At 69.7% G+C, this 22362-nt stretch carries 22 protein-coding genes; 17 read left to right on the top strand and 5 right to left on the bottom strand.

Going from position 1 to position 22362, the window contains the following annotated elements; translation table 11 throughout:
* Positions 1–154: 154 nt before the first annotated feature.
* The 8 genes from AB2385_RS04095 to AB2385_RS04060 all read left to right on the top strand — a co-directional run bounded on the left by AB2385_RS04095 (position 155) and on the right by AB2385_RS04060 (position 8630).
* A complete protein-coding gene (locus tag AB2385_RS04095) occupies positions 155–1228 on the top strand; it encodes a Glu/Leu/Phe/Val dehydrogenase dimerization domain-containing protein (protein WP_367653661.1) in 1074 nt (357 codons plus the stop codon).
* 94 nt (positions 1229–1322) lie between these two features.
* Positions 1323–2390, top strand: a complete 1068-nt coding sequence (locus AB2385_RS04090; protein ID WP_367653660.1) for a Glu/Leu/Phe/Val dehydrogenase — start codon at positions 1323–1325, stop codon at positions 2388–2390.
* Between the two features lie 62 nt (positions 2391–2452).
* Positions 2453–2977 (top strand): NUDIX hydrolase, encoded by a 525-nt coding sequence (locus tag AB2385_RS04085; protein WP_367653659.1) that lies wholly within the window; start codon positions 2453–2455, stop codon positions 2975–2977.
* Positions 2955–4190, top strand: coding sequence for an endonuclease Q family protein (locus AB2385_RS04080; protein ID WP_367653658.1), 1236 nt, complete (start codon positions 2955–2957; stop codon positions 4188–4190). Before AB2385_RS04085 ends, AB2385_RS04080 begins: the two co-directional genes overlap by 23 nt.
* A 57-nt stretch (positions 4191–4247) precedes the next feature.
* Complete coding sequence (gene spoIIM / locus AB2385_RS04075; protein WP_367653657.1) at positions 4248–4892, top strand: stage II sporulation protein M; 645 nt, start codon at positions 4248–4250, stop codon at positions 4890–4892.
* Positions 4893–5056: 164 nt separating this feature from the next.
* The gene (gene ald / locus AB2385_RS04070; RefSeq protein WP_367653656.1) at positions 5057–6175 is read left to right on the top strand and encodes an alanine dehydrogenase; all 1119 of its coding nucleotides are present in this window, start codon (positions 5057–5059) and stop codon (positions 6173–6175) included.
* A 245-nt stretch (positions 6176–6420) separates the two neighbouring features.
* Positions 6421–7305, top strand: coding sequence for a site-specific tyrosine recombinase XerD (xerD, locus tag AB2385_RS04065; RefSeq protein WP_367653655.1), 885 nt, complete (start codon positions 6421–6423; stop codon positions 7303–7305).
* Positions 7306–7457: 152 nt separating this feature from the next.
* Complete coding sequence (locus tag AB2385_RS04060) at positions 7458–8630, top strand: phosphopentomutase (protein WP_367653729.1); 1173 nt, start codon at positions 7458–7460, stop codon at positions 8628–8630.
* Between the two features lie 247 nt (positions 8631–8877).
* Here AB2385_RS04060 and AB2385_RS04055 read toward each other — a convergent pair whose 3' ends face one another.
* Both AB2385_RS04055 and AB2385_RS04050 read right to left on the bottom strand, forming a co-directional pair.
* Positions 8878–10428, bottom strand: a complete 1551-nt coding sequence (locus tag AB2385_RS04055) for a hypothetical protein (RefSeq protein ID WP_367653654.1) — start codon at positions 10426–10428, stop codon at positions 8878–8880.
* Entirely contained in the window at positions 10425–11189 is a 765-nt protein-coding gene (locus AB2385_RS04050) for an ABC transporter ATP-binding protein (protein ID WP_367653653.1), read from the bottom strand. The genes AB2385_RS04055 and AB2385_RS04050 overlap by 4 nt, the downstream gene beginning before the upstream one ends.
* 146 nt (positions 11190–11335) lie before the next feature.
* Here AB2385_RS04050 and AB2385_RS04045 point away from each other — a divergent pair, with 146 nt between their 5' ends.
* The 9 genes from AB2385_RS04045 (at position 11336) to AB2385_RS04005 (ending at position 19735) form a co-directional block, all read left to right on the top strand.
* Positions 11336–12631 carry a D-alanyl-D-alanine carboxypeptidase family protein gene (locus AB2385_RS04045; RefSeq protein WP_367653652.1) on the top strand — a complete coding sequence of 432 codons (1296 nt, stop codon included), beginning with the start codon at positions 11336–11338 and terminating at the stop codon, positions 12629–12631.
* A 178-nt stretch (positions 12632–12809) separates the two neighbouring features.
* Positions 12810–13148, top strand: coding sequence for an anti-sigma F factor antagonist (spoIIAA, locus tag AB2385_RS04040; RefSeq protein WP_367653651.1), 339 nt, complete (start codon positions 12810–12812; stop codon positions 13146–13148).
* A gap of 30 nt (positions 13149–13178) precedes the next feature.
* A complete protein-coding gene (spoIIAB, locus tag AB2385_RS04035) occupies positions 13179–13628 on the top strand; it encodes an anti-sigma F factor (RefSeq protein WP_367653649.1) in 450 nt (149 codons plus the stop codon).
* A gap of 6 nt (positions 13629–13634) precedes the next feature.
* The gene (gene sigF, locus AB2385_RS04030) at positions 13635–14402 is read left to right on the top strand and encodes an RNA polymerase sporulation sigma factor SigF (protein ID WP_367653648.1); all 768 of its coding nucleotides are present in this window, start codon (positions 13635–13637) and stop codon (positions 14400–14402) included.
* Positions 14403–14473: 71 nt separating this feature from the next.
* A complete protein-coding gene (locus AB2385_RS04025; protein ID WP_367653647.1) occupies positions 14474–14656 on the top strand; it encodes a hypothetical protein in 183 nt (60 codons plus the stop codon).
* Positions 14653–15201, top strand: coding sequence for a stage V sporulation protein AE (locus tag AB2385_RS04020; RefSeq protein WP_367653646.1), 549 nt, complete (start codon positions 14653–14655; stop codon positions 15199–15201). The genes AB2385_RS04025 and AB2385_RS04020 overlap by 4 nt, the downstream gene beginning before the upstream one ends.
* Positions 15202–15350: 149 nt before the next feature.
* Positions 15351–16682 carry a diaminopimelate decarboxylase gene (gene lysA / locus AB2385_RS04015; protein WP_367653645.1) on the top strand — a complete coding sequence of 444 codons (1332 nt, stop codon included), beginning with the start codon at positions 15351–15353 and terminating at the stop codon, positions 16680–16682.
* A gap of 156 nt (positions 16683–16838) precedes the next feature.
* Entirely contained in the window at positions 16839–18533 is a 1695-nt protein-coding gene (locus AB2385_RS04010) for an efflux RND transporter periplasmic adaptor subunit (RefSeq protein WP_367653644.1), read from the top strand.
* A complete protein-coding gene (locus tag AB2385_RS04005) occupies positions 18530–19735 on the top strand; it encodes an ABC transporter permease (protein WP_367653643.1) in 1206 nt (401 codons plus the stop codon). Before AB2385_RS04010 ends, AB2385_RS04005 begins: the two co-directional genes overlap by 4 nt.
* A gap of 164 nt (positions 19736–19899) precedes the next feature.
* Here the strand turns inward: AB2385_RS04005 and AB2385_RS04000 are convergent, their stop codons facing one another.
* Genes AB2385_RS04000 through purE form a run of 3 tightly spaced genes read right to left on the bottom strand, consistent with a single transcriptional unit; the run spans position 19900 to position 22249 of the window.
* On the bottom strand, positions 19900–20505 hold the full coding sequence (locus AB2385_RS04000) for a tetratricopeptide repeat protein (protein WP_367653642.1): 606 nt from the start codon (positions 20503–20505) through the stop codon (positions 19900–19902).
* Positions 20475–21755: a 5-(carboxyamino)imidazole ribonucleotide synthase gene (locus tag AB2385_RS03995; protein WP_367653641.1), complete on the bottom strand. Its 1281-nt coding sequence runs from the start codon at positions 21753–21755 to the stop codon at positions 20475–20477. The genes AB2385_RS04000 and AB2385_RS03995 overlap by 31 nt, the downstream gene beginning before the upstream one ends.
* A complete protein-coding gene (gene purE, locus AB2385_RS03990) occupies positions 21752–22249 on the bottom strand; it encodes a 5-(carboxyamino)imidazole ribonucleotide mutase (protein WP_367653640.1) in 498 nt (165 codons plus the stop codon). Before purE ends, AB2385_RS03995 begins: the two co-directional genes overlap by 4 nt.
* Positions 22250–22362: the final 113 nt, after the last annotated feature.

The raw sequence follows: 22362 nt of genomic DNA, 5'->3' as shown, positions 1-22362 counted from the left end.
CTGGGGTTTGACCTGGCAACCCCTCGGAGCCGTGCCGGCCCGGACCGCTGCGGTCCGGGCCGACTAACGCGGAACCCCGGGCCAGGGACTGCCCCCTGCTGGCATGGATGTTGCACCTACGGGTGCTCGTCAGAGACGCAGGGGGGGAGCCTGCATGGGCGTGTTCGAGCGCATGATGAGCGACGGCCACGAGCAGGTCGTCTTCTGCTACGACCGCGCCACCGGCCTGCGCGCGATCATCGCGATTCACGACACGACGCTGGGTCCCGCGCTGGGGGGCTGCCGGATGTGGCCCTACCCGAGCGAGGCGGCCGCCCTGGAAGACGCCCTCCGCCTGGCCCGGGCCATGACCTACAAGTCTGCGGCCACGGGGCAGAACCACGGCGGCGGCAAGGTGGTCATCTGGGGAGACCCGGCCGCCGAGAAGTCCGAGGCGCTCTTCCGGGCCCTGGGCCGCTTCGTGGGCACCCTGGGCGGGCGCATCGTCACGGGCACCGACGTGGGCACAGACAAGCAGGACTTCGTCTGGGCGAAGCAGGAATCGCCGTGGTTCGTCGGTCTGCCGGAGGAGGAAGGGGGTTCCGGCGACACCGCCGTCCTCACGGCCTATGGCGTCTGGCTGGGCATGAAGGCGGCTGCTCGCTTCGTCTGGGGCGACGACTCCCTGAGGGGGCGGCGCGTGGCCCTGCAGGGGCTGGGCAAGGTGGGCACCCGCCTCCTGGGCCACCTGCTGGAGGAAGAGGCGCGCGTCACGGTGACCGACATCCGTCCGGAGCGGGTGGCGGAGATCTGTGCCACCCATCCCGGGGTGGCCGCCGTGGCGCCGGACGCGATCTACGACCAGCCCTGCGACATCTTCTCGCCCTCGGCCCTGGGCGGCGTGCTGAACGACGAGACGATCCCGCGCCTCCGCTGTGCGATCGTCGCAGGGTCCGCCAACAACCAGCTGGCCGAGCGGCGCCACGGCGACCTGCTGTACGAGGCGGGCATCCTCTACGCCCCGGACTACGTGATCAACGCCGGCGGCCTGATCCAGGTGGCCGACGAGCTGCTCGGCTTCCACCCGGAACGGGCACGGCGCAAGGTGGCCGCCCTTTACGACCTGCTCCTCCGGATCTTCGCCATCAGCCGGGAAGAGGGGATTCCCACCTGTCTGGCGGCCGACCGCCTGGCGGAGCAGCGCATCGAGCAGATCGGTCGGCTGGGTCGCATCTACGTGCCCGAATAGGGGCCCCGCAGTGCGCTCTCGCTCCCGCTCCTGAAGCGGCCCTTGCCGCCGCTGCCTGAATACTCTGCAGCATCACAAAGGGGAGGTTCATCGCATGGGAATCTTTGGCCAGATGGAGCAGTACGGGCACGAGCAGCTCGTCTTCTGCTACGACAGGTCCACGGGCCTCAGGGCCATCATCGCCATTCACGACACCACGCTGGGCCCGGCCCTGGGCGGGGTCCGTATGTGGAAGTACGAGCGCGAGGACGACGCCGTCACGGACGTGCTGCGCCTCTCCCGGGGCATGACGTACAAGAACGCGGCCATGGGCCTCAACCTGGGCGGCGGCAAGGCCGTCATCTGGGCCGATCCGCGCACGGAGAAAAGCGAGGCGCTGCTGCGGGCCTTCGGCAAGTTCGTGCAGTCGCTGGGCGGGCGGTACATCACCGCCGAAGATGTGGGCACTACTGTGGAGGACCTGACCTACGTGCAGATGGAGACGCGGCACGCAGCCGGGCGGGCGGAGGCATCGGGAGACCCGTCTCCCGTGACGGCCTACGGCGTGTTTGAGGGAATCAAGGCCTGCGCGCGGCAGGTATTCGGGTCGGAAGACTTGAAGGACAAGAAGGTGGCCGTGCAGGGGCTGGGGAAGGTTGGCTGGGCGCTCTGCGGTCACCTGCACGAGGCGGGCGCCCGCCTGATCGTGACCGACATCCACCCGGAGCTTGTGGACCGGGCGGTCAGGGAGTTCGGGGCGACGCCCGTGGCCCCGGCGGAAATCTACGGCGTTGCCTGCGATATCTTCGCCCCCTGCGCCATGGGCGCCGTGCTGAACGACGAGACGATTCCCCAGCTCAAGTGCCGGATCGTCGCCGGGTCGGCCAACAACCAGCTCAAGGAGCCCCGCCACGCGGACATGCTGCGGGAGCGGTCGATCCTCTACGCGCCGGACTTCGTGATCAACGGCGGCGGCGTGGTCAACGTGGCGGAGGAGTTCCATCCGGTCGGATACAGCCGGGAGCGGGCGCTGGCCCGGGTGGCCACGATCTACGACAAGCTGCTCCGGGTGTTCCAGATCGCGGAGGAGCGGAACATCAGCACGGCGCAGGCGGCCGAGGTGCTCGCCGAGGAACGCCTGCAGCGGATCGGGCAGCTGAGCCGGCTGTACGTGGCCGAGTAGGGATGACAGTCGATCGCCCGGCCCCTGTGCGGCAATGAAGCAACAAAGGAGCATGGCTAGCCATGGAGATGAAAGTGGTCAAGCGCGACGAGATCTTCCGGGGCCGGGTGATCACGGTCCGGCGGGACCTGGTGGAACTGGACGGGCGCGAGCGCACGTGGGACGTGGTGGCGCACCCGGGCGCAGTGGTGGTGCTGGCGGTGGATGGCGACGACCTGCTCTTCGTGCGCCAGTACCGCTACGCCGCGGGCGAGGAGTTGCTGGAACTGGTGGCAGGCACGTGCGAGCCGGGCGAGGACCCGGCGACCACCGCCGAACGGGAGCTGCAGGAGGAGGCGGGCTTCAGGGCCCGCCGGCTGACGAAGCTCTGCGAGTTCTACAGCGCCCCCGGGTTCTGCACCGAGAAACTGCACCTCTTCCTGGCGGAGGAGCTGGAGCCCTCCCGGCTGCCCATGGACGAGGACGAGCAGATCGCCCTCGTGCGGCTCAGCCTGGACGAGGCCCTGCGGATGGCGCTCGCGGGCGAGTTGCGGGACGCCAAGACGCTGGCGGGGGTGCTGCTCTATGCCCGGCGCCGCGGCCGCTGAGCCCCTGCAGGTGGTCTACGCCGACCTGCACGTGCACCTGGGGTGGGCCGGCGACCCCGGCGGTCCCGTGAAGATCGCGGCCGCGCGGTCGCTCACCCTCGAGGGCATCCTGGCCGAGGCCCGCGACCGGAAGGGCATCCGGCTGGTGGGGGTGATCGACGCGGCGACCGGCGGCGGCCTCGCGGATCTGGAGCGGCTGGTCGCGGAGGGGCGGGTGTCCGAGCGGCCGGGCGGGGGCCTGGCCTACGACGAGGTGACGCTCATCCCGGGCGCCGAGGTGGAGGTGGTCCATGGGGGGCGACCGGTCCACCTGCTCTGCTACTTCCGCGGCCTGGAGCCGCTGCGCGCGTTCGCAGGGTGGCAGGCCGGGCGGGTGCGAAACCGGCAGCTCTCAACCCAGCGCCTGCACGGCGCGGGCGCACCGGAAGTGGTGGCGACGGTGGCGGGGCTGGGAGGCGTGGTGATCCCGGCCCACATCTTCACGCCCCACAAGTCCGCCCTGGGCGCCGCCCCCGCCATATCCGAGGTGATTCCGCCCGATCTCTGGGGGGCGGTTCCGGCGGTGGAGCTGGGGCTTTCGGCCGACACGGCGCTGGCGGACGAGATTCCCGAGCTCAGCCGCTTTCCGTTTCTGGCCAACTCGGACGCCCATTCCCTCGGCCGCATCGGCCGGGAGTACAACCAGCTGCTGGTGGCTGAGCCCAGCTTCGACGAGTGGCTCCTGGCCCTGCGGGGGGAGCGGGGCCGGGCCGTTCTCGCCAACTACGGGCTCGACCCGCGCCTGGGAAAGTACCACCGCACCTTCTGCCTCACGTGCGGCCGGCGGGTGGAGGGCGACCCGCCGGTGCTCCGCTGTTCGGTGGACCCGCATCACCGCGTGGTGCTCGGGGTGCTCGACCGCATCCGCCACTACCGGGCCTGGCAGGAGGGGCGGTTCGTCCGCGTGGAAAGGGAGCGGCCGCCCTATGTGCACCAGGTGCCCCTCAGCTTCGTGCCCGGCCTCGGCCGGCGGGGTCTCGAGCGGCTGGTGGCGGCGTTCGGCACCGAGATGGCCGTGCTGCACCGGGCGTCGGAAGAAGAGCTGGCCGAGGTGGTGGGTGCGCGGCTCGCCCGCCTGGTGGTCCTGGCGCGGGAAGGACGCCTGGACATCGAGTCGGGCGGCGGCGGGGTCTACGGCCGCGTGATCGTTTGTGACGACCCTTCCGCGACATAATTGCCCGCCCTGTCCCATAGACTCCCCGTGAGTCTATGGACAAGGGTGGGGCGGGGAATGCATCTGTACGAGGCGTGGCGCGAAAACCTCGAAGACCTGGTGATCCGGCGGGGCAATCTGGTGCTCCTGCACGCGGGCCTGTTCGTCATCGGGCTGCTCTTCGGCGCGCTCGCCGTGCGCAGCCTGGACCTGGAGACGCGGCAGGAACTGGTGCGGATGCTCTCCGACTCGATGCAGGCGCTGGCGGTGGGGCGCGGCCCGTCCGCAGGGGAACTGCTGCGGGATGCGCTGCTGCGGCAGGCCCGGCTGGTCTCGCTGATGTGGGTGCTTTCTATTTCTCTGGCGGGCGCCGTCGCGGTGCCGGCGCTGCCGCTGGTGCGCGGCTTCACCTCTGGCTTTGCAGTCGCGTACCTCGCCGCGGAATTGGGCACACGGGGGGTCCTGGTTGCGGCCGCCGGGCACCTGCCGCAGACCGTGCTGGAGGTGCCGGGGCTCATCCTGGCGGCGTCGGCCTCCGTAGGGTTCGTCCTGGAGGTCGCCACCTCGTGGCGGGTGCGGCGGCGGCTCTCCGGATACTACGGCGCCCTGGCCGGCTACTCCAACACCCTGCTCTCCGCGGCCGTGCTTCTCGTGGCCGCCGCCCTCGTGGAAGCCTACGTGTCGCCGCACCTGCTCCGGCTGGTGGCCCCTGTGGGGCAATAGTGACGCACTCTTCCCAAAGGACCCAAAGTCGGGCTTGGCGGAACATGCGCACCATGGGATAATATGGGTCAGAAGGGGCAAGCATCATCGTTCGTTCTCGGTGCACGCATCCACAAGGCGTCTTGGCGCCTTGGCGGCGCCGGGGCGGGGAAGGAGTGAACGCCGTGAGGGTAGGGGTTGTACGGGAACTGAAAGCCTACGAGAACCGGGTCGCCATGACCCCGGCTGGCGTGAATGCCCTCGTGAAGGCTGGTCACGAGGTGCTGGTGGAACGGGACGCCGGCCGGGGTTCCGGGTTTGAGGATGCCGAGTACACGGCCGCGGGCGCCAAAGTGGTGGCCTCCAACGAGGAGGTCTGGGCAGCGGCGGACATGATTGTCAAGGTGAAGGAGCCCCTGCCGCCGGAGTACGACCTGATGCGGGAGGGGCAGATCATCTTCACCTACCTCCACCTGGCGGCCGAGCCGGAGCTTACTCGCCAGTTGCTGGACCGCGGGGTCATCGCCGTTGCCTACGAGACCGTACAGCTGGCTGACCGGTCGTTGCCGCTGCTCACCCCGATGTCCGAGGTGGCGGGGCGCATGGCGGTGCAGATCGGCGCCCACTACCTGGAGAAGGCGCACGGCGGGCGGGGCGTGCTCCTGGGCGGCGTGCCCGGCGTGGCCCCGGCCAACGTGGTGATCATCGGCGGCGGCACCGTGGGGACCAACGCGGCGAAGATCGCGGTGGGGATGGGCGCCCACGTGACGATCATCGACATCAACACGGAGCGGCTGCGCTACCTGGATGACATCTTCAGCGGCCGCATTCAGACCCGGGTGTCCAACGAGTACGTGATCGCCGCATCGGTCTCCAGGGCCGACCTGGTGATCGGCTCCGTCCTCATCCCGGGCGCCCGGGCGCCGAAGCTCGTGACGGCGGAGATGGTGAAGCAGATGGCGCCCGGAGCGGTCATCGTGGACGTCGCCGTCGACCAGGGAGGCTGTATCGAGACCATCGACCGGGTGACCACGCACCGGGACCCCGTGTACGAACGGTTCGGCGTGATCCACTATGCCGTGCCCAACATCCCCGGCGCCGTGCCGCGTACGTCGACCTACGCCCTGACCAACTCCACGCTGCCCTACGTGCTGAAGCTGGCGAACCTGGGCTGGCGGGAAGCCCTGAAGAGCGACCCCGCGCTCGCCAAGGGCGCCAACGTGGTCGCCGGGCGTATCACTTATCCGGCGGTGGCGCAGGCCCTCGGGCTGGAGTACGTGTCACTGGAGACGGTCCTCGGCTAGGCGGGAAGCAGCGGTCCCGCGTCCCTCAGGATGCGGGGCCGTTTCTGTGTGTGCCAGGCATAGGCGCGCACCGGTCGTCATAAGGTGATTTCGCAGGGAACCGTTTGGGGTGGCCCCGGGCGGGCCGGGAACAGGAGGGGATGGACCCCGTTCCGTGGAATTGACAAAATCGGTCAGGTGTGACGCATAATCCTCCCCGATATGCGAGAGAATGATTACCACTACTGGCGCGAAGGGGATGCGACATGAACAACCTGATCCATGAGTTCATCAACTACCTGAGCGTGGAGCGGGGCCTGGCGACGAACACGCTGGAGTCGTACGGCCGCGACCTGCGCCAGTACTCCCAGTTCCTCGGGGAGGACGAAGCAGACCTGGACGCCGTCTCTCGCACCACCATCATCAACTACCTGCGCCACCTGCAGAATCAGGGGAAGGCCACGGCGACCATCGCCAGGCGCCTGGCAGCCCTGAAGGCGTTCTATCAGTTCCTGGTGCGGGAGAAGCGCATTGAGACCGACCCCACGGCCAACCTGGAGTCGCCTAAGCTGGAGAAGCGGCTGCCGCGGGTGCTGACCGTGGCGGAGGTGGAGCGCCTCCTGGCGCAGCCGGACCCGTCGCAGCCGTCAGGGCTGAGGGACCGGGCTATGCTGGAGCTGCTCTACGCGACAGGCATCCGGGTGTCGGAGCTGGTCTCGCTCAACCTGCCCGACGTGAACCTGGACACCGGTTACATACGCTGCACCGGCAAGGGGTCGAAAGAGCGCATCGTGCCGCTGGGCACCATCGCGATCCAGTCGGTGAAGGAGTACCTGGAGCACGGCAGGCCGAAGCTGGTGAAGAACCGGGAGGAGGATGCGCTCTTCGTCAACCACCACGGCCACCGGCTCACGCGCCAGGGCTTCTGGAAGATCGTGAAGAAATACGCCGAAGACGCGCACATCGACAAGGAAATTACGCCGCACACGCTGCGCCACTCCTTCGCCACCCACCTCCTCGAGAACGGTGCCGACCTGCGCTCCGTGCAGGAGATGCTGGGCCACGCGGACATCTCCACCACGCAGATCTACACTCACGTCACCAAGGGCCGGCTGAAGGAAGTCTACGCCCGCACCCATCCGCGGGCGTGAGAGGCCGCCCCGGGCCCGTGCGCCCCGGGGTGGGGCCCCCTGTCGACGGGACCGGCGGGCTGCCCAAGAGGCGGCCTGCCTTTTCCATGTCTCGCCAAGGTGCTATATTGGGACCGTAGAGTCCAGATAAAGGAGCAAGGGACATGGCAAACATCGAGCGCGTGGTACTGATCGTCATCGACAGCGTGGGGATCGGTGCGATGCCCGACGCCGCCGAATGGGGCGACGCCGGCGCGAACACCGTGGGCAACATGGCGCGAAAGCGCGGCGGCTTGCCGCTGCCCAACCTGGGCCGGCTGGGCCTGGGCAACCTGACGGAGATCGTGGGCACGCCGCCGGTCGACCGGCCGGCCGGGGCGTACGGCCGCATGGCCATCGCCTCCCAGGGGAAGGACACGATGACCGGCCACTGGGAGATGGTGGGCATCCGGCCGGAGGCGCCGTTCCGTACGTATCCCGACGGCTTCCCGCCCGACCTGATTGCGGAGTTCTGCCGCCGGGCGGGCGTGCCCGGGGTGCTGGGCAACAAGGTGGCCTCGGGCACCGAGATCATCAAGGAGCTGGGCGAGGAGCACCTCCGCACCGGCTATCCCATCGTCTACACCAGCGCCGATTCGGTCTTCCAGGTGGCGGCCCACGAGGAGCGCTTCGGGCTCGACCGGCTCTACCACGTCTGCGAGGTGGCCCGGGAACTCCTGCAGCCGCCCCACCGGGTGGGCCGGGTGATCGCCCGGCCGTTCGTGGGCACGAACGCCTCAGACTTCACCCGCACGGCCAACCGGCGCGACTACGCCCTGGAGCCGCCGCGGATGCTGCTGGATGAGGTGAAGGACGCCGGGTACGCCGTTTTGGCGGTGGGGAAGATCGGCGACATCTTCTCGGGCCACGGCATCACCTGGGGCGAGCACACCAAGTCCAACGCCGACGGCATCCGCATGATCCACGAGTGCATGGACCGGCACGAGCCGGGGCTCATCTTCGCCAACCTGGTCGACTTCGACATGCTCTACGGCCACCGGCGGAACGTGGAGGGGTACGCGCAGGCCTTGATCGAGTTCGACGAAGCCCTGCCGGGTCTCATGGCGAAGCTGGGCCCGCGGGACGTGCTGGTGGTGACCGCCGACCACGGCAACGACCCGACGCACCACGGCACCGACCACACCCGGGAGTACGTGCCCGTGCTGCTCTACGGCCAGCCGATCCGGCCGGGGGCCTACGTGGGCACCCGCGCCTCCCTGGCCGACCTGGGGGCCACCGTGGCCGACCTGCTGGGCGTGCCCGGCACGGGCTACGGCGAGAGCTTTGCGAAGGAGATTCTGGCGTAACCCGCGAGCTTGTGTGCACCCAGAACTTGGGGGGAGCGCCCGGAACCACCTGACCGGCGCGGAGACGGTGTGGGAGGTGGGCGGTGACGTGCGCAACATCTGGCTCGGGCGAGACCACCTGTTCATCGTGCTGGCGGACCGGCTGGTGCAGGTGCCGTACGGCAAGACGATGGTGCCGGCGGGGGCAGCGTGATGAAGCGGGGGGCGCACTCCGGTGCGCCCCCCGCACGCATCTGAGACTGCTGCCTCACCCCCGCCACGTGCGCAGCATCACGCCGACGCCGCCCACCAGCAGGGCGGCGGGCAGGCCGAGGGCGAGGGTCCAGGCGAGCGGGGCCGGCACGGGCAACCAGGGCCGCCCGGCCGCGGCCCAGAGGGGCAGGGCGGTGGAAAGGGTGAGGCCCAGGGTCCGCGCCAGCGGGGACCACATACCCGCCTGGGCCAGGGCCGAGCCTCCCTGCTCGACCCGTGGGGCGCCGGGCGCCTCGGGCTCCTCCGGCTCCTGGTTGGCGAAGGCCGCCGCCACGCCGAAGCCGCCCGCCACGCCGCCCAGAAGCGCCAGCTCCGTCCAGAGGAGCAGTTCCAGGGCCCCGGCGGGGGGTAGGCGGGCGGCCAGGCTCCCCACGGCCGTGGCGACCGCCACCAGAAGGCCCGACGGCACCGCCACTGCGATCAGCTTCGCCACGACGAGCCGGGGGGTGGGCACGGCGGCCAGGCGGTAGAGGGCCACCGTGACCCGCTCGCTCTGGAAGACCCGGGACACGAAGTGGCCGAAAGCGTTGAACCAGGCCAGGACCGAGAGCGCCCCGACCGAGCCCACCAGCCGCTCCATGGGGGCGTCCGCCACGCCCCGCCCGGCGACGAAGACGCCCACCACGCCGGCGACGAAGATGAGCAGCTGCGTCCGGACCATCTTGGACCGGGCCATCTGGAGCCATTCCCGGGAGAGCACGGCCCTGAGCCCGCCGTCGCCGAGCGGCAGCCAGTAGGAGCGCCCGGGGCGGTCGGTGTCCTGCTCGCCCAGTTCCAGCACCCGGTAGAGGCCAATCCGGTAGTGCTCCTCCAGCCAGTGGGGCCGCACCAGGAGCGCCCCGGCCAGCGCGAGGCCCGGGATGCCGGCCACCAGGGTCACCGCGGCCATCACGGTGCGGCGGGACTCCCGCATGACGAGGGCCAGTTCGGTGGCGGTGCCGCCCGTGCCGAGGTAGATGATGGCCGCCGTCAGCAAGGCCATGGTGAGCACGGCGAAGAGCGTGTTGCCGTGGCGCATGGTGCGGGGGTGGAAGCGGCTCCAGAAGGTAAGGAGCAGCAGGCCCGCCAGGTGGGCTGCCATCCCCGCCGTGAGGCCGGTCAGCCAGAGCAGCGCCAGGGCCGTCCACCGGCCCTGCGGAGGGATGACCGCAGAGTAGGCCCAGGCCCAGAGCAGGGTGGTCCAGGCCCGGCCCGGAACCGCCTCGATCACGCGCCCCACCACGAAGGCCAGGGGCCGGGCGGGTGTGATCTGAAACAGAGGCACGAGCAGGCCCTGGTAGAGCCGCATCTGCCCCCTGGAGAAGCCGTTCATCAGGCCGAACCAGCCCATCTGCGCCGCCATGAGGGCGAGGGCGCCCACAAGGCCCGCCTGGGCGGCGTCTTCCGCCACTGCCGGGGCGCGGCGGGCGACGACCAGAGCGAAGAACCCCTGCAGGGCCAGCCAGATCAGGCCCGCCTTCATGCGGGAGAAGCGGAACATGCGGTTCCACGTCGCCCGCCAGCCCGAGCGGGCGATGGCGAGCGAGAGCGTGAGGAGCCCGCTCATGGCGTCTCCGCCTCCGCAGGCCGCTCGCCCTCGGTAAGGGCGAGGAAGCTCTCCTCCAGGTTGGCGCCCGGGCGGCCGGCCTGGCGGGCGAGTTCGACCACCGTGCCCTGGGCGATGAGCCGGCCCTTGTGGATGAGCCCGATGCGGTCTGCCAGTTCCTCCGCCACCGACAGGATGTGCGTGGTGAGCACCACGGCCACCCCTTCCCGGGCCCAGGCCTTCACGAGGTCCTTCACCTCGCGGGCGGCCCGGGCGTCGAGGCCGTTGGTCACCTCGTCCAGCAGCAGGACCTGTGGGCGGTGCAACAGGGCCGTGGCGATGGCCATCTTCCGCTTCATCCCGAGGGAGAAGTCGCGGATCAGGCGGTCGGCGTGGGCGGTGAGGCCCATGAGCGCCAGCAGCTCCTCCGTCCGGGACTTGCCCTCGGCGCGGGAGAGGCCGTAGAGGTCGGCCATGAACCAGAGGAACTCCCGGGCCGTGAGCAACTCGTGGAGGATCGGGGTGTCCGGCACGTAGCCGATGGTCCGCTTGGCCTCCCTGGGAGAGCGCCACACGTCCCACCCGCGGATGAGCACGCGCCCGGACGTGGGCGGCAGCAGGCCCACCATCATCTTCATTGTCGTCGTCTTGCCCGCTCCGTTGGGCCCCAGGAAGCCGAAGATTTCCCCGGGCTGCACGGCCAGGTTCAGTCCCTGCACCGCAGGGACGTTTTCGTAGTTCTTCGTGAGGTTCTCCAGCAGGATCGCGGGTGTGGTGGACAACGGGCACCTCACTCCACTTTTCGCAAAAGTCTACTACAAATTTCGGACGACCGGCCGGACGGGCCGGATTCGGCCTCTGTCTGCGCAAGTATGGGCGCGCTGGGGGCAGACTACCTGCAGAGTCTGTGCGAGGAGGCAAGTGAGAAATGTGGAGGAACTGCGTGCGCCGCACCACGGCGCTGTTCTGCGCCATCCTGATCCTCGCTTCGGCCGGCCCGGCCCGGGCGGAGGGCGAGCGCTGGCCGCCCGCGATCGGCGCGGAGGACGGCGACCACCTGCTGCGCACCACGGAGACCCCCGGCGCCGACGAGGCCGAGCAGGCCGCCGCATCCCCTGCTGACGCCGGGCCCAACGACCCCGTGAAGATCACGGCGCCTTCCGCGGTGCTGATGGAGCCGCTGAGCGGGCGGGTGATTTATGAGAAGAACGCCCACGAGAAGCGCCATCCGGCGAGCGTCACCAAGATCATGACGCTCATCGTCGCCTTCGACGCGCTGCGGGACGGGAAGGTGAAGCTGAAGGATCCCGTTACCATCTCCGAGGAGGCGAAGCGGCAGCCCGGGACCACCATCTTCGCCGACGTGGGGGAGACGTTCACCTTTGAGGAGCTGCTGCTCTCCGTTGCGGTGGGCTCCGCCAACGACGCGGCCGTCGCCGTGGCCGAGCACGTGGCGGGCTCGACGGAGGCCTTCGTCGCCCTCATGAACAAGAAAGCCCAGGAGCTGGGCATGAAGAACACCCACTTTGTCAACCCGACCGGCCTCACCGCGGAGGGGCACCTGACCACCGCCTACGACATCGCCCTGATGAGCCGGTACGCGGTGCTCAACTACCCGGAACTGGTAAAGCTGACCGCCATCTACGGCGCCGAGCTGAACGTGCCGTGGCGGAAGAACGGCCCCAAGTTCCAGCTCTGGAACAACAACAAACTGCTCACCTGGTACAAGGGGGCGGACGGCCTGAAGACCGGCTGGACCCAGGCCGCGGGCTACTGCCTGGCCGCGACGGCGGTGCAGGGGGGGACCCGCATGATCGCGGTGGTGATGGGGTCCGAGAGCGCCAAGCAGCGGAACATCGAGGTGGCCCGGCTCCTGGACTACGGCTTCGCCAACTACGCCGCGGTGGAGATCGCACCGGCCGGGAAGAAGTTCGGTCCGGTGCGCGTGGTGCGGGGCTCCGTGGCCTCCGTTGAGCCCGTGCCGCGGTCGGCCTTCGGCGTGAGTGTCCCCAAGGGCTCGCAGGAGAAAGTAAAGTGGGAGGTGAAGCTGCCCCGGCAGGTGGCGGCGCCGCTCAGGGAGGGACAGACCGTGGGCGAGATCGTGGCCACCCTGGACGGAGAGGTGGTCGGCCGGATGGACCTGGTCTCACCCGTGGCCGTGGGCAAGGCCAACCTGTGGCAGACCATCGTGCATTCGGTGCGCGGCATCTTCAGCTTCGAGTGAGTGGACCGGGAAGGCCCGCCGGCACGTGCCGGGCGGGCCGTTTCGCGTATTCTGTCGAATCTTGTTGACAGAATATATGGATAGAACGGCAGGAACTGGCAGGCATGGCAAAGAATTTGAGGGGCCGAGGTGCGCCCGCGCGGCGCCGAGCAGAACGGAGTGAAGGGAGAGACTCGCCATGTCGGCGATGGAGTACGAGCTGGTGGGGCAGAGCCTGATCGTGCGGCTCGCCGGCGAGCTGGACATGGTGGCCGCCGCCCGGTTCAAGGAGACGGTGGAGGAAGTTCTGGATCGCCGACCGGTCCGCCGCGTGTACGTCAACCTGGAGCGCGTCACCTTCGTCGACAGCGCCTTCCTGGGGTCAATGCTGGGCCGGTACCGGCGCATCAGCCGCGAGGGCGGCCGCATGGGCATCATCGGCGTGCCGCCGCAGGTGAGGCCGGCGCTGGAGCTGTCGGGCATCTTCCGCACGATGGACGAGTTCAAGTCCGAGCAGGAGGCGCTTGCCGCCGGCTAGGCGGCTGGGCTCGCGAGAGGGGGGCAGCTTGTGGTCGCACGCAACCGGGTCATCGTGGAACTGGCCGCCATACCGGAGAACGTGGGCGTCGCGCGCCTGATGGCGGCCATGGTCGCAGCGCAGGGGGAGTTCACCGTCGCCGAGGTGGACGAGGTGAAGCTGGCCGTGTCGGAGGCCGTCACCAACGCGATCGTCCACGGCTACCGGGGCGACGCCGGGCAGATGGTGCGCCTGGAGGCGACCCTGAGCGACGGGGTTCTGGAGATCGTCGTGGCCGACCGGGGCCGCGGCATCGAGGACGTGGAGCTGGCCCGGCAGGCCGCGGTCACGTCGGACCCCGAGCGCATGGGCCTGGGCTTCTGCTTCATGGAGGCGCACATGGACGAGGTGCGGGTCGAGTCGGAGGTCGGCCGGGGCACGCGCGTCACCATGACCAAGCGGCCGGCGGCCAAGAGCGCGGCTTCCGTCAAGGGTGGCTGATCAGCCATGGCTCGTGGGGAGACGCTGGAGGAGCGCGGGTGGCCCGACGACGAGGTCCGGAAGCTGCTGGCGCGGGCCCGGGCCGGCGACAAGGAGGCCCGGGACCGGCTGGTGGAGGAGAACCTCCGGCTGGTGCGGTCGCTCGTGGCGCGTTTCAGCGCCTCGGGGGCCGACCCGGAGGACCTCTTCCAGATCGGCTGCATCGGCCTCCTGAAGGCCATCGACCGGTTCGACCTGAACTACGACGTGCGCTTCAGCACCTATGCGGTGCCCTTGATCATGGGCGAGATCCGGCGCCACCTCAGGGACGACGGCCCGATGCGGGTGAGCCGGAGCCTGAAGCAGCTGGCGGTGCAGGCCCGCCGCGTCCGGGAGCAGCTGGCGAACGAGCTGCAGCGGGACCCGACCGTCCACGAGGTGGCGGCGGAACTGGGGGTGCCGCCGGAAGAGGTGGTGGCGGCGCTGGACGGTGTCCGCACACCCGCTTCAATCCACCAGACGGTGCACGAGGGGAACGGCGACCCCATTTACCTGCTGGACCAGTTGGCCGCGGCGGATGACCAGCGGGAAGGCCTGTGGCTCGACCGCGTCGCCCTCCGGGAGGGACTGAAGCAGCTGGACGAGCGGGAACGCACCGTTATCCTGCTCCGGTTCTTCCGCGACAAGACGCAGACGGAGGTCGCCTCGATCCTCGGCTGCAGCCAGGTCCAGGTTTCGCGCCTGGAACGGCGGGCCCTGGAGCGGATCCGGAACTACGTGAACGCCACCCGGTGACGGCGGTCGCTTCGAAAAGGGCTGAAATCGGCGCGGCCGCGTTGGGCATGCTACTCCCAGGGGTGGGGTGGATGACGCTCAACACGGGACCGGAGCGGCGGCTGCGCTGGGGACTGCTCATCATCGGCCTGCTCTTGCTGGCCGGCGCGGTCAGCACCTGGCGCTGGTACGCGGCACGGCCGCGGCCGGCGCCGTCGGGGGCCACGCTGGTCCTTGCCGGGGGTGAGTGCGCCTGGAGACCCCGGTCCGTGTGATCCTGCTGACCGACGGCGACGACGTGGCCCGGCAGGCGGCCGAACTGGCCGCCCGCCGCCTGGGTATGCGATGCATCTCCGCCTCCGCCGGGAACCCGACGCCCTTTACCGGCCCGGAACTCGTGGAGCTGATCAAACAGGCCGCGCATGACCCCGTGCTGGTGATGGTCGACGACCGGGGCGATCCCGGCATGGGCCCGGGCGAGGAGGCATTGGCTTACATCTGCCGCCACCCGGAGATCCGCGTGCTGGGCGTCGTGGCCGTGGCCTCGCACACGAGCCGGGCCCGCGGCGTCAAGGTGGACCTCTCGGTCGACAGCCAGGGCCGCATCTGGCCGGGCCCGGTGGACAAGGACGGCCAGCCCCGCCGCCACAAGCGCCTGCGGGGCGACACGGTGGATGTGCTCAACTGGCTGGACGTACCGCTCATCGTCGGCGTGGGCGATCCGGGCAAGATGCTCGGGGCCGACGGCCTGGAGAAGGGCTGCGAGATCACCACGCGGGCGATCCAGGCGATTCTGGAGCGGTCAGGGATGGAGCTGTAATGGGTCCGGTCGCAACGGGCGTCCGGGCCCTGCTTCCCTTTGCCCTCCGTGCAGGCGCGTTCGTTGACAGCGAAAACGCAGGGGTGTTAGTGTAAATAGTATTTAAGGGACAGCACAGTACAGGCCGCCTTCCGGAGGGAGAACTTGCCATGCACTTCTACGGAACCGCAACGCGCAATGCCCGGGGACACCTTGCGGTGGGCGGGGTCGACGTGGCCGACCTGGCGAGGGAGTTCGGCACGCCGCTTTACATCATGGACGAGGCGCTGATCCGCCGGAACTGCCGCGCCTACGTGGAGAGCTTCCGGGAGCATTACCCTGACTTCGACGTGGCCTATGCGTCGAAGGCGTTCCTCTGCACGGCGATGGTAGCGCTGGCCGAGCAGGAGGGGCTCGCGCTGGACGTGGTCTCCGGCGGTGAGATCGCGACCGCGCTTCAGGCGGGCTTCCCGATGGAACGCACCTACTTCCACGGCAACAACAAGAGCGGGGAGGAGATCCGGCTGGCGCTGGAGGCGGGCGTCGGCCGCCTTGTGGTGGACTCGACCCACGAGTTGCACCTGCTGGAGGCCGTCGCGGCCGGCGCGGGCCGGCGAGTGCGCATTCTCCTGCGCGTGACGCCGGGGGTGGAGGCCCACACGCACGAGTACATCAGCACGGGACAGCTGGACTCCAAGTTCGGCATCCCCATCGCCGGGGGCCTCGCCCTCGCGGCGGCCCGGGAGGCGCTCGCACTCCCTCACGTGGAGCTGATGGGGTTCCACTGCCACATCGGGTCGCAGATCTTCGACCTGCAGGGGTATCGCGTCGCTGCCCAGCGCATGCTGGACCTGATGGCCGCTTTCCGGAGCGAGACGGGCAGCGTCGCCCGGGAGCTGAGCCTGGGCGGCGGCCTGGGGGTGCGCTACGTCGAGGGCGACCGGCCCACGTCGCCGGCCGAGCTGGTGGCGTGCATCAGCGCCGCAGTGCGCGCCGGTGCGGCGGAGCGGGGGCTGCCCCTGCCGCGGCTCATCGTCGAGCCGGGGCGGTCCATCGTCGCCGAAGCGGGCACCACGCTCTACACCGTGGGCAGCATCAAGGAGATCCCGGGGGTGCGGACCTACCTGGCGGTGGACGGCGGCATGGGCGACAACATCCGCCCGGCCCTGTACCAGGCGGAGTACGAGTGTGCGGTGGCCAACAAGCTCGACTCCCCGCGCACGCGGGTGGTCACGGTGGTGGGCCGTTACTGCGAGTCGGGCGACGTCCTGCTGCGGGACGTGGCCGTCGCCGGCGACGTGGCGCCCGGCGACCTGCTGGCCGTCTTCGCTACGGGCGCCTACAATTTCTCCATGGCCTCGCACTACAACCGCTTCCCCCCGCCCCCGGTGGTCTTCGTGCGCGACGGCCGGGCCGACCTGGTGGTGCGGCGGCAGAGTTTCGCCGAGATGGCGGCCCTCGACCTCCTCCCGGAGCGCCTGCGGTCGCGCACCGCCCGGTAGACAGGACGCCTGGCAAACAGGGGCAGGAACCCGAATGGGTCCTGCCCTCTTGCGTTCCGGCGGAGCGTCTTCGGGGCGGAGGCGCAGGAAAGTGGAACCAACTTGGAAGTTCGAGCGGTCTAACCTATGACAGGCTTGCTTAACGAGGTGAACCCCTTGAAGAAGCGCAAGATGGCGATTACCATTCTGGTGCTCGTGGCCGTCGCCGCCGGTGGGTGGTACGGCTACAAGCGGTTCTTTGCCGCGCCCGCGAGCGCCGACGTCGTGGCCGAGGGTCCGGAGGGCGCGCCCGTGGTGCAGGTGCAGCCCGTGGTCCGGCAGATGCTGGTGCAGGAGGTCTTCGCGCCCGGCACGGTGAGGGCGGGCAACTTGCAAGAGTACAAGGCCGCCGTGGCGAGCCCCAGGGTGACCCTGCTGGTGGAGGTCGGCCAGCAGGTGGAGGAGGGGCAGGTCCTGGCGGAACTGGACGCGACGGAGCTGCTGGAAGAGGTAAAGGCGAAGGAGCGCGATCTCCTGCAGGCGCAGCGGCGGCTGCAGGAGCTGCAGCGCAGCGTCGAGAGCGCGCCGCTGCAGCTGGAGCGCCAGCTGGAGGAGGCGCGGCGGCAGCTGATTGAGGCCCAGAACCAGCTGGTGAAGGCGCGCGCGGGAGGCGGCACCGGCGAAAGCAGCGAGGTGGCGGCCGTGCGCGAGAAGATCAACCAGCTTCGGAACCAGGTGACGCAGGCGCAGCAGGCGGTCGACCAGGCTCGCGCCGCACTGGCCGCGGCTGAGGCCGCCTACCTGGCCAACCCGGGCGACGCCGAGGCCGAGCGCAACTACCGGAACGCCGAGGCGGCCTACCGGCAGGCGGTGGAGAAGAACCAGGAGACCGCCCGTGAGACGGCCTCCGCACTGGCCCAGGCCGAGGCCGAACTCGAGTCTCTCCTCTCCGGGGAGGGACAGGATGAGGACAGTGAGGAAAATCGGATTCGGCTCCTGGAGATTCAGGTACGGCTGGCCGAGGTGGCGGTGAAGGAGGCCGAGGAGGCCGTGCGCCGCGGCCCTGACATGGGCCAGATCGAGGTGGCCCAGGCCGAGGTGGAGGCCGCACAGGCCACCCTGGAGAAACTGCGGAACAATCTGGACTCCACCCGGATCGTCGCGACGGCGCCGGGCACCGTCCTCTCGCTGGGCGTGAGTAACGGTGACCCCGTCCAGGCGGGCATGGTCATCGTGCGGGTGGGCGACATGGAGCGGATGGAACTGGTGGGCCAGGTGGAGGCGGTAGACCTGGACAGCCTTGAGCCCGGGCAGACCATCATGGTGACCTCCGCCCTTCTGCCGCTGGCCAGCTTCGAAGGCGTGGTCACCGGCGTGGCGCAGCAGACCCAGCAGAGCCAGGACCCGTCCTACCCCGGCATGTACTATGGGGAGAACGTGACCTTCGAGGTGCGGGGTGTGGTGGATAACCCCGAGGGCCGCCTGAAGAGCGGTATGTCGGTGGAGATGCGCATCGAGACCGCCCGCAAGGAGAACGTCATGGTGGTGCCGCTGCTGGCCGTGCGGGAGGAAGCCGGCCAGGCCTTCGTGCTGGTGGTGAAGGACTACACGGTCGAACTGCGCCCGATCCAGACCGGTCTCGTGACGAACATGGAGGTCGAGGTCATCTCGGGCCTGGAGGAGGGTGAGATGATCATCACCTCGCCGTTTGGGCTGATCGAGACCCTGCAGGATGGCGACCAGGTGCGCATCGAGGTGATGCCCGGCATGGAGGGCGGCATGTTCCCCGCCGGGGCCGGCAGGCGCATGCCCGGGCGGGCACGGGCGATCACGGTCCCGGTGGGCCTCCTGGCGGGAGGCGCACAGCGATGAACCTGCTGGAGACCTTCAGCATCGCGCTCTCGGCCCTGTGGGCCAACAAGCTGCGCTCGGCCCTGACGATGCTGGGGCTGATCATCGGCGTGGGATCGGTCATCGCCATCATCGCCATTGGGCGGGGCACGCAGAAAGCGGTGGCCGCTGAGCTGGACGCGATGAACGGCGGCGTGTTCCAGCTTCTCGCCACCGGCGGCTGGACGCCTGACGGCCAGCAGATGGCCAAGCAGCGCTCCTTCCGCGACGAAGACATCGAGATCCTGAAGCAGGCGTTGCCGGAAATCGAGCTGATCGACCCGCAGGTGGGCATGGGCGTCCAGATTTCCTTCCACCGCGACAGTACGTGGGAGTATGTTCGCGGCGCGGGCACCGACACCCAGTCGCTGCTGAACATCCAGCTCTCCTCCGGCCGCTGGTTCACCGAGGAAGAGATCCGCCGGGGCGACCGGGTGATGGTGGTCTCGGCCAACCGGCTGTCCTACCTGCTCGGCGAGGGCGTCGACCCCCTGGGGATCGAGCTGATGCTGAACGGCTACCCCTTCCGGGTGATCGGCGTGATCGCCCCCAACACGGGCATGCTCTCGCAGTTGCTGGGCGGCGAGGGCGGCGACTTCTACATCCCCCGCAGCTACATCACCCGGGCCACGGGGCAGAACAGCTACTATCACCTGACGGCGCGGGTGCGTGACGGCGCCGACCCGGTGGTGGTCAAGGACCTGGCCGTAAAGGTGATGGAGAAGGTCTACCCGGGAACCGCGTATGAGGCGCACATCTGGACGGACTTCATGAGCGGTTTCAACGAGGTGCTCTCCATCGTCACCCGCGTGATGGCGGCCATCGCCGGCATCTCGCTGGTCGTGGGCGGCGTGGGCATCATGAACATCATGATGGTCTCCGTGACCGAGCGGACGCGGGAGATCGGCCTGCGCAAGGCCATCGGCGCCCGCCGGCGCGACATCCTCATGCAGTTCCTGGTGGAGGCCCTCACGCTCTGCCTGATCGGCGGGGCCATCGGGATCGGGCTAGCGGCGGGGCCGGTGATGCTGGCGGCGAAGTACCTGCAGGCGCCTCTCAGCATCGACTGGTACGCCATCACGCTGGCACTGGGCTTCTCCGCGGCGGTCGGCCTGATCTTCGGCGTGTATCCCGCGGTGAAGGCCGCCCGGATGGACCCCATCGAGGCGTTGCGGTACGAGTAGGAACCTGGGCGCGGGCGCCGTGTGCACGTGAGGCGCGGCGGTGCGACAGGAAGGACTCTGCTCGGGCGGGATGGACCGGCCGGCATGGAACGAGGGGCGGTGCAGATGGCGCACCGCCCCTCTTGTCGATATCGCTTTTCTCCTGGCACCGCGCGCAGACGTCTCTATTGCTTCGGCCCACCCGCCGCGGGCCGGGCCGTGCGGAGTCGGGCCGCGATCGCCTGCGCCCTCCGGGTGACATCGTTCATGCCGCCGCCCGGGAAGCCCAGCCGCGCCGCCTCGGCGAGGTGGCGTTCCGCCGCGGTGCGGTCTCCCCGCACGGCGGCGAGCACCGCCCGGTTGTAGTGGGGGACCGCGAAGAGCGGATCCTGCGCCAGGGCTTCCCGGAAAGCCTGCTCGGCCTCGTCCAGGTGCCCGGCGCTCAGGTGGGCCGAGCCGATGTAGTTCAGCAGCATCGCATCGGCGCTGGGCGTATAGAGCGACACCCGCACGAACCAGCGGAGCCGCCAGGGCTCCGCCTGCAGGCGGGCGCGGCAGCGCCGGAAGAGCTCGAGGGCCTCCTCAGGCCGGCCGGCAGCCAGAAGGCGCCGGCCCTGGAAGAACTCCCGCAGCACGCGCCGCTGGACCGTGCGGATGGCGAGGGCCAAAGCCAGTACGCCGAGGAGTACTGGCAGGGCGAAGTCCGTCACCACGGCCAGGGCGACCGTGCCGCCCGCGACGACGATCACCACCAGCAGGATCAGAAGCTTGGTCCGGGCCACGCGCGACATCCCTGTTCCTCCCTTACACCGTGTTCCCCTTCTCGAAACCCCTGCCAGTCCATGACCAGCTGCCGATCCACCGGCGCTATCTGCCGCCCGGCGATGGCCGCCTTGGCAGCCCGGGCGCGCTCCAGGGCCTCGTCGGCGCTGGCCGCGAGCGCGTTCAGGTGGCCCATTTTCCGGTGCGGCCGGGCCTCCCGCTTGCCGTAGAGATGCAGTTTCACGCGGGGGTCGGCCAGGGCGGCGCCCACGTGGAGCGGGAAGTCCTCGCCCATCACGTTCACCATGCAGACGGGGCTGAGCAGGTCCACCGCACCCAGCGGCAGGTTGCAGACCGCACGGACGTGCTGTTCGAACTGCGACGTGAGGCATGCGTCCTGGGTGTAGTGGCCGGAGTTGTGGGGGCGGGGGGCCAGTTCGTTCACCAGCAGGCGCCCGTCGGGCAGGCAGAACATCTCCACCCCCAGCAGCCCGACCAGGCCGAGCCCCTCGGCGATGCGCACGGCGAGGCTGCGGGCAGCGTCCTGCACGGCCGGAGGGACCCGCGCCGGGACGATGGAGTAGGCGAGGATGTTGAGTTCGTGAATGTTCTCGGCGACGGGGAAGGCTGCCACCTGGCCGGAGGGACTGCGGGCGACGATCACGGAGAGTTCGCACTGGAAGGGAACGAAGCCTTCCAGCACCAGCGGCCGGGCGCTCGCGTCACTGCCCTGCGGCTGAGCGGCCAGCGCCTGCGGCTGGTGGGAGAGCGCGGCGTACGCGGCCAGCGCTTCTGCCGCCGTGTGGACGACGGCCTGCCCCTTGCCGTCGTAGCCCATGGTGGCGGTCTTCAGCACCGCGGGCAGACCGACGGCGGCAATCGCCTCCCTGAGGTCGGCCTCCGAATGCACGGGGCGCCAGGGGGCGACGGGGATTCCCAGCCGCTCCATGGCCCGCTTGTCGGTGATGCGGTTCTGGCACGTGCGCAGGATCTCCACCCGCGGGTGGACCGGCCGCTTCGCCGCCAGCCGCTCGAGGACCGCGGGGTTGATGTTCTCGAACTCGTAGGTGATCACGTCGGCCACGTCCGCGAGAGGCAGCAGGGCGTCGGGGTCGCTGAGGGCGCCCACGACCACCCGGTCGGCCACGGGGGCGGCGGGGCAGTCGGGGTCCGGGTCGGCCACGGCGACCCGATAGCCCATCGCCCGGGCCGCCAGGGCCGACATACGGGCCAGCTGGCCGCCGCCGACGATGCCCACCACGCTGCCCGGCAGGATCATAGCTGGCTCTCCTCCACCTGTTGCCGCAGATAGGACCGGTACTCGGCCAGCGCCGCCCGGAACTCGGGGTACTGCAGCGCCAGGATCTGCGCCGCCAGGAGCCCGGCGTTCTTGGCGCCGGCCTTGCCGATGGCGAGCGTGGCCACGGGCACGCCGCCCGGCATCTGCACGATGGAGAGCAGCGAGTCGAGCCCGTTCAGAGCGGAGGTCTGAACCGGGACCCCGATCACCGGCAGGAGGGTCTTGGAAGCCACCATGCCCGGCAGGTGGGCCGCACCGCCGGCCCCGGCGATGATAACCTTCAGCCCGCGCTCCTCCGCCGCTTCGGCGTAGGCGAACATCGCATCGGGCGTGCGGTGGGCCGAGACCACCTTCATCTCGTAGGGGACGCCCAGCTGATCCAGTACGTGGGCCGCCTCCTGCATGGTTTCGAGGTCGGAGCGACTCCCCATGATGATTCCAACCAGCGGCTGCGCCTTCTCGCTCTGCCCCATCTTGTGCTGACCTCCCGTGTGCGTTCTTCGCTCTGCGCGGAAAAGCCTGACAGCGGCCAGTGTGGGCCGCTGCCAGCAATTTGGTGGGCGGTACTGGGATCGAACCAGTGACC

It is taken from the genome of Symbiobacterium sp. (assembly GCF_040797425.1).
In the GTDB taxonomy this organism is placed as follows: Bacteria; Bacillota; Sulfobacillia; order Symbiobacteriales; family Symbiobacteriaceae; genus Symbiobacterium.
This window is presented reverse-complemented; position numbering and strand designations above follow the sequence as displayed.